The organism is Kingella kingae ATCC 23330 (assembly GCF_900111845.1).
Lineage (GTDB): Bacteria > Pseudomonadota > Gammaproteobacteria > Burkholderiales > Neisseriaceae > Kingella > Kingella kingae.
In genome coordinates, this window is the sequence record NZ_FOJK01000003.1 from 55160 (window position 1) to 62730 (window position 7571).

6 protein-coding genes and 1 pseudogene are annotated in these 7571 nt (G+C 46.2%); 2 read left to right on the forward strand and 5 right to left on the reverse strand.

Features of this window, described 5'->3' with window-relative positions:
- Positions 1 to 761: 761 nt before the first annotated feature.
- Together BQ5809_RS11205 and BQ5809_RS00950 are read right to left on the reverse strand one after the other, a co-directional pair.
- Positions 762 to 923 (reverse strand): SMI1/KNR4 family protein, encoded by a 162-nt coding sequence (locus BQ5809_RS11205; protein ID WP_231954057.1) that lies wholly within the window; start codon positions 921 to 923, stop codon positions 762 to 764.
- Between the two features lie 109 nt (positions 924 to 1032).
- Entirely contained in the window at positions 1033 to 3009 is a 1977-nt protein-coding gene (locus BQ5809_RS00950; RefSeq protein WP_003785775.1) for a DNA topoisomerase IV subunit B, read from the reverse strand.
- A 175-nt stretch (positions 3010 to 3184) separates the two neighbouring features.
- Here BQ5809_RS00950 and BQ5809_RS00955 point away from each other — a divergent pair, with 175 nt between their 5' ends.
- Positions 3185 to 3577, forward strand: a complete 393-nt coding sequence (locus BQ5809_RS00955) for a RidA family protein (protein ID WP_032827617.1) — start codon at positions 3185 to 3187, stop codon at positions 3575 to 3577.
- Positions 3578 to 3752: 175 nt separating this feature from the next.
- Here the strand turns inward: BQ5809_RS00955 and BQ5809_RS00960 are convergent, their stop codons facing one another.
- From BQ5809_RS00960 to BQ5809_RS00970, 3 genes are all read right to left on the reverse strand, one after another.
- On the reverse strand, positions 3753 to 5915 hold the full coding sequence (locus BQ5809_RS00960; RefSeq protein WP_003785771.1) for a primosomal protein N': 2163 nt from the start codon (positions 5913 to 5915) through the stop codon (positions 3753 to 3755).
- A gap of 50 nt (positions 5916 to 5965) precedes the next feature.
- Positions 5966 to 6208: a PIN domain-containing protein gene (locus BQ5809_RS00965; protein WP_329534403.1), complete on the reverse strand. Its 243-nt coding sequence runs from the start codon at positions 6206 to 6208 to the stop codon at positions 5966 to 5968.
- A gap of 108 nt (positions 6209 to 6316) precedes the next feature.
- Positions 6317 to 6892: an IS5 family transposase gene (locus BQ5809_RS00970; RefSeq protein WP_338152165.1), complete on the reverse strand. Its 576-nt coding sequence runs from the start codon at positions 6890 to 6892 to the stop codon at positions 6317 to 6319.
- A gap of 15 nt (positions 6893 to 6907) precedes the next feature.
- Between BQ5809_RS00970 and BQ5809_RS10125 the strand changes: the two are divergent.
- Positions 6908 to 7571 (forward strand): annotated as a pseudogene (locus BQ5809_RS10125) (IS1 family transposase); the annotation flags it as partial.

Consider the following 7571-nt stretch of genomic DNA (forward strand, 5'->3'; position numbering starts at 1 on the left):
GAAAGTGCAGGCTGCTTTGTGGTGCAGTTTAAACCAAATCGGCAAAATAATTCATCATTTATAGCAATTTCACTTTATGATACAAGCGACTAATTTGCCTTGCGGATATTCGCCGTTCCAACCACACGCCCAAAAACCTGCCCAATAGCAATCCAAACCGCTTGCCAAAACGCGCTGTTTAATTGGTATAGTGGTTTAAATTTAGATTAGTACGGCGTTGCCAACTCCCTTATGTATTACGCGTACACGGCGGTCGTTGTCGCCTTGTCCTAATCTAAATTTAATCCACTATAGCCCAAATATTGCAGGTTGCTTTTGTTGGGTTGCAGTCTAACCTACGGCGATTTTCCAAGCAGCCTGCACAATTGTTTTGACTTAATTTACGCTGGTTTTCACTAAATCGCCATCTTTTGTTACCAAATTGGATTTGCTCAACAAAGTTTCAAAATTAGGCTCTATCTGTGCAATGGTATTATAGTGAAATGAAATAAAAATAGGACAAGGCGACAACGCTCGCCGTGTGCAAATAGCACATAAGGGCGTTGGCAACGCTGTACTATTGCGATTTCATTTCACTATATCATCAAAATAATATCTCCAAACAGACATATCTCTTAAATCAAAAAATAATTCAATCCCATCACTCAATGAACTAAATGTAAAGGTTTTTTTGGCAATCAATAAGTTGGGTAGAAACTTCATCTATCATAACCTGATGATATTTATGTATTTTATCCATATTCTCAAACAGGCGTGAAATGCTATAAAACTCTAAATCTTTTGTTTTTTTTAATGCCTAATTCAGTTATGTGGTAATCATAAATAATATAATTATTAAAAATTCGTAATATTTCTTTATAAGAATTTGGGAAAACAACGTTATTTTCCGCTTCAAATTGAACTATCAAATCTAATTTATTCATAATCAGTCTTTACAGTAAGCGTAGGTTGTGGCGCAGCCCAAAATTCATTACTAAATTAACTTTTTCAGGCAGCCTGAAACAGGCGGCAAGCTGCCACCGCTCCATTTTCTCAAATATCCCCTTCCACCTTATCCCCTTCCACTTCCATCCAAGCGCGGCGGCTGCTCGCTTCGCCTTTGCCCATCAATTTCAAAAACACACTTTCTGTCGCCGCTTCCATTTCATCGGGAATGCGAACTTGCAACAAACGGCGCGTATCAGGGTGCAAAGTCGTGTCTTTCAGTTGGTCGGGATTCATCTCGCCCAAACCTTTGAATCGGCTGATAGAATACGCCGTTTCGCGCACTTTTTCCGCGTTCAAGCGTTCCAAAATGCCGTCCAATTCCGCTTGGTCTAGCGCGTACAATTTCCGCGTTGGCTTGTTTTTGCCTTGCGCGTTCACGTCCACGCGGAACAGCGGCGGTTGCGCCACATAAATATGCCCCAATTCCACCAATTTCGGGAAATGGCGATAAAACAGCGTCAAAAGCAACACCTGAATATGCGAACCGTCCACGTCCGCGTCCGACAAAATCGCAATTTTGCCATAACGCAAACCGCTCAAATCTACATCATCATCTTTACCGTGTGGGTCAATGCCAATCGCCACCGAAATATCGTGGATTTCCGCATTGCCAAACAACTGGTCGCGATGAACTTCAAAGCTATTCAACACCTTACCGCGCAACGGCAACACAGCCTGAAAACTTTTATCACGCGCCAATTTCGCCGAACCGCCAGCTGAATCGCCTTCTACCAAAAACAATTCATTTTCGCGCACGTCTTCGCTTTCGCAATCCGTCAATTTCCCAGGTAAAACGGCAACGCCCGAACCCTTTTTCTTCTCAATTTTTTTCACAGAACGCATACGCGCCTGCGCCTGACGAATCGCCAATTCGGCAATTTTTTTGCCAAATTCCACGTTTTCATTGAGCCACAATTCCAATGGGTCGCCCGACACCGCCGCCACCAATTTCAGCGCGTCGCGGTTGGTCAATTTGTCTTTCGTTTGCCCCTGAAATTGTGGGTCAAGCACACGCGCCGACAGCACAAACGCCACGCGGCTAAACACATCATCACTCTGCAATTTCACGCCACGCGGCAGCAAATTATGGTGCGCGATGAAATTATTGACCGCATTAAATGCAGCCTGCTTCAAACCCGCTTCGTGCGTGCCGCCGAGCGGTGTCGGAATCAAATTCACATAACTTTCATTGGCGCAACTGCCGTCTTCCAACCAAGTCAGCGCAAACGCCGCGCCTTCGCCTGCCTGAAAATCGTCGTGGCTGCCTGAAATATAATTTTCAGTCGCGAAAATTGGCACGGCTTCCTGCGCGTTTTCCAGCAAATCCGCTAAATAACTGCGTAAACCTTGCGGATAATGCCACGTTTGTTTTTCAGGCAGCCCCTTGATTTCTCGGGTTAGCGTTACCGTAACGCCTTGTAACAAAACCGCTTTGGCGCGTAACAAGCGTTCCAATTCGCCAATACTGTAATTCGGATTTTCAAAATATTTCGCGTCAGGATACACGCGCACTTCTGTGCCTGTGTCTTTCGCCGCGCATTTGCCGATTTGCGCCAACGGTTCAACCACATCGCCGCCCGAAAACACGATGCGCGAAATTTTGCCTTCGCGTTTTACAGTAACTTCCAAGCGCGTAGAAAGCGCATTCGTTACCGACACGCCCACGCCGTGCAAACCACCCGAAAACGCATATGCGCCATTGCCTGATTTTTTGTTGAATTTGCCACCTGCGTGTAATTGCGTAAATACCAGTTCCACAACGGGAATTTGCTCAATCGGGTGCAAACCTGTGGGAATGCCGCGCCCATTGTCGCGCACGGAAAGCGAGCCGTCCGCGTGGATTGCCACGTCAATTTGAGTGGCGAATCCGCCCAAGGCTTCGTCTGCCGCGTTGTCTATCACTTCTTGGCAGATGTGGGTTGGGCTGTCGGTGCGCGTGTACATACCGGGGCGTTCTTTGACGGGTTCTAGCCCTTTTAAGACTTTGATGCTGGATTCGGAATAAGCTGGAATTGGAGTCATGATAGTGTGTCGTTAATCATCAAAATGGCGCGTATTGTAGCAAAAATTAGGGTGCAGGCTGCTTTTGAACAAAAATTGCATTGATTGTTGGCTTGATGCACAATTCGCGCTGGCGTGTTGGTTAGCCTAACAAAGCAGCCTGCACTTTTTTGTAATCTATATGAAGGATATGGATATGAGTAAACAAATTATTCACACAGAACAAGCACCTGCGGCGATTGGTGCATACAGCCAAGCGGTTCGTGCTGGCGACACAGTGTATTTGAGCGGACAAATTCCGCTTATGCCAGCGACAATGACTTTGGTGTCGGACGATTTCGCGAAGCAGGCGCATCAAGTGTTCAAAAATTTGCGTGCGGTTTGCGAAGCGGCTGGCGGCAGCTTAAACGACATCGTGAAATTGAATGCGTATTTGACCGATTTGGCTGACTTTGCCACGTTCAACGAAGTGATGTCGCAATACTTTGCACAGCCGTTTCCTGCGCGTGCGGCAGTAGGTGTGGCATCGTTACCACGCGGTTCGAAAGTGGAAGCCGAAGCGGTGATGGTGTTGGGTAGCGGTCGTTAAGCTTTCGGGATTTAGATAAACATATAGTGAAATGAAATTGCAATAGGACGGTGTTGCCAACGCCCTTATGTGCTATTTGCACACGGCGGGCGTTGTCGCCTTGTCCTATTTTTATTTCATTTCACTATAAAAAAGCAGCCTGCATTTTAAATCAACCAAAGTGCAGGCTGCTTTTTCACATTTCCTGATAATCCACATCAATATGCCAACGAATCGCCGCATCACGGTTTTGCGATAACGCTTGCGCCCACATACTCAACGCGCGATGCAAATCGCCACGCTGCTGGCTTTCCACAAAAATTTGTGCGCGTTCTCGTTCTGCCAATCGCGCCATTTGCATTGGCACTGCGCCTAACTGATACACCGATTCGGGCAAATGCGCTGCCAACTGGTCGCGCCATTGGTTTAAAAACTGCAGCGCGTCTGCCATTTTGGGCGCATCGGCACGAATCGCAGCTTGAAAACCAAACGGTGGCAAACCAATCATGCCACGCTGGGCTAATTCGTGGTCGGCAAACAAGGCGTAGTTTTGCTGTTTGACTGCGGCGAACACTTCATGGTCGGGCAACTGGGTTTGAATCAACACCTGCCCTGCTTGTTCGGCACGCCCTGCCCTGCCCGACACTTGCATCAATTCGGCAAACAAGCGTTCTGGGGCACGAAAATCGCTGCTAAACAACGAGCCGTCTGCGTTCAACACCAGCACCAAATTCAATCGTGCAAAATCGTGTCCTTTGGCGAGCATTTGCGTTCCCACCAACACGTCGATTTGTTGATTGGCGATTTGTGCATACAAGTCCGCCCAATCGGATTTGCGACTGGTGCTGTCTCTGTCCACTCGCGCGATATTGGCTTGTGGCAACCACTGGCGCAAGGTTTCTTCTACGCGCTGCGTCCCCTGCCCCACAGCAGTCAAATCTTGATTACCGCAATCGCTGCACGAGCGTGGAATGGCTTGACGAAAATCGCAATGATGACAGCGCAACTGCCCTGCGCGTTGATGCAACACCATTTTTGCCGAGCAGTTTGGACAACCAAACGTATGCCCGCAATCGCCACAAAACAAAGCAGGCGCAAAACCACGTCGATTCAAATACACCAGCGACAAGCCGCCTTGTTGATAATTCTGTTGCAACAACGACAAAGCCTGTGGCGAAAATCCATTGTCTAGCTTGATGCGACGCACATCGGCAATCGCAATGCGTGGCAACTGCGCGTGTGGGTTGGCGCGTTGAGTCAGCGACAACAAACAATACGCTTGGCTTTGGGCTTTGTACCACGATTCCAAACTGGGCGTTGCACTGCCTAAAATCACAGTGCAGGCTGCTTGTTTCCCGCGCCAAATCGCCAAATCACGCGCATGGTAGCGCAATTCGCTGTCTTGTTTGAATGACGCATCGTGTTCTTCGTCCACTACAATCAAGCCCAAATTGGGAATCGGCGTAAACACCGCCAAGCGTGTGCCAATGACCAATTTGGCTTGACCGAGCATGGCGCGTAAATAATCGCGTCCACGCTGTCCTGCGGCGGTTTGGCTGTGCAACACGGCGGTCGGCATATTCGGAAAACGCTGGGCAATGCGCGACAATAATTGCGGCGTTAAATTGATTTCGGGCAACAAAAACAGCACCGATTGTCCACGCGACAAGGTATCTGCCATCACGTCAAAATACACTTCGGTTTTGCCGCTGCCCGTGATGCCGTGTAACAAAAACGTCTGAAATGTACCATGCGCCTGCTTAACGGCTTGCGCGGCAGCGGCTTGTTCGGCGTTGAGCGTGTGTTGCGATGCTGGAATGGCTGGCATGGCGTTGATTTTGGTGTGCAACCAGCCCGATTGTTGGTAGTCGCCTAGCCATTGCGCGGCTTGCGGATGAATTTTTTTGAGCGCGGCTAAATCGTGCCAATCGGTTTGCAAGGCTTGCCACAACTGGTGTTTTTTGGCGTGATGCTTGGGCGGTGCAGGCTGCTTTTGCCCGATTTCATTGAGCGCGTAATAAACCGTTTCGCAAGGCAACTCAACGGCTTTTGGCGTTTTGAGCAAAGTGGGCAACGCAGTGAATGCGGTTTGCCCAATCGGATAATGGTAGTAGCGCGATGTAAACGCCACCAAGTCTTGCCAACTTTCGGGCAGCGTGAAATAGTTGTCCAACACGCACTCAATCGGCAAAATTTTGTTAGGGGCGATGTCGGGCGTGATGTCGCTTGCCCACACAATGCCCACTTGTTCTTTGCCACGCAGTTTGACCACCACGCGCGTGCCGTTGGCGAGTGCGCTGTGGTGGGAATAAGTGAGCAAGGGGAGAATGGTGTTTAGGGCGATGTGGTGGTAAATCATGGGAATGGGCGTTGAAAACGTGGGAAAAAGCAGCCTGCACTTTGAATTTTTTAATGTTTTTTCGCACTTAATATTTCTTTATCAAACTTACGCTGCAAACCATCGTCCAAGGTTAAAAGCATCAAATCATGCGTTAAAGCGGTTGCCAAAACAATATTATCTGCTAATTTGATTTTATGGCGTTTGCGTAACTCAATCGCCTTATTTTGTACGGCTTTATCCATATCAAAACAATATACACGACTAAGAAACAAGGTTAATTCTTGTTCATCTTGTGGTGTGATATAGTGAATTAAATTTAGATTAGTACAAGTACAGCGTTGCCAACGCCCTTATGTACTAGCTGTACACGGCGGTCGTTGTCGCCTTGTCCTAATCTAAGAACCTGTATTCACAAACAACTATTTGATAAATTTTAATATTTGTGAAATATACCCTAGTTTAACAAAATTTTCAGCAGATAAATTCGTCTGCTCAAAATCTTTTGCTAAACGTCGAGACCAACCTAACCATGCAAACGTTCGTTCTACAATCCAACGTTTGGGCAGAATACGCCAAGAAATATCTTGAATTCTCTTTGAAATCTGAACAGTTAAACCCAATTGCTCTGATACTTCACGCTCAAATGTATTCCGATAACCTGCATCTGCACAGAAACCTTTTAAACTCGGATAGGTCTCAAACGCTTTTTTTGCTACAAAAATACCTGCTTTTGTGTCATGAATATTGGCTGCATGAACCACAACAGACAATAGATTACCCAACGTATCAACAGCTATATGTCGCTTACGACCTTTGATTTTTTTACCTCCATCAAAACCTTTATCATGTGCGCTAGAACTAGAAGCTGTTTTGACAATTTGTGAATCAATAATGGCATAAGTTGGCATCGCTTGTTTTTGATGGATTAAACGTTTTGGTGGTGTCCTGAAAAGTGTGCTGTAAAAAAATAAGCAATAAAAAAGCAGCGAAAACAGAGTATATTTGAGTGTGTGAAAACAGAAATAACTCTAACTTGTCCTCGCTGCCAAGGACAAAATATAAAGAAAAATGGCTACTCTTGCAATCGTAAACAAAAATATTTTTGCAAAGATTTTTGTCGTAATTTTATTGGCGACCATAACCTTACCTATAAGGGTTGTCATTCCAAAGCTGATGAGCAGGTTTGGAGAATGACCGTTAGAGGTTGTGGTATTCGCGATATTGCAGCAATTACGGGTTACAGCAAAGACAAAGTTCAGGCTGCTTTAAAACGCCATGAGTTTGAGCCATTTCCTAAACAAAAACATTACCCTACACTTGAAATAGACGAGTTTTGGACATTTGTCGGTAACAAGTCTAATAAAGTGTGGCTAGTCTATGCCTATCACAGAGAAAGTGGCGAAATTGTCGCTTACGTTTGGGGTAAGCGCGATTTAGCAACAGCGCGAGCACTCAAACGGCGTTTGAAAGAGTTGCGTGTAACCTATGACAGAATTGCGACCGATGACTGGGCTGCATTTTTAAATGTCTTTTCAAATGAAGAATGACATCTAGTTGGTAAGCAACACACAGTTGGCATTGAGGGTAATAACTGTCGTTTACGGCACAAAGTAAGGCGAGCGTTTAGAAAAACGTGTTGTTTTTCTAAAAGTATGTTTTATCACAAGAAAGTTT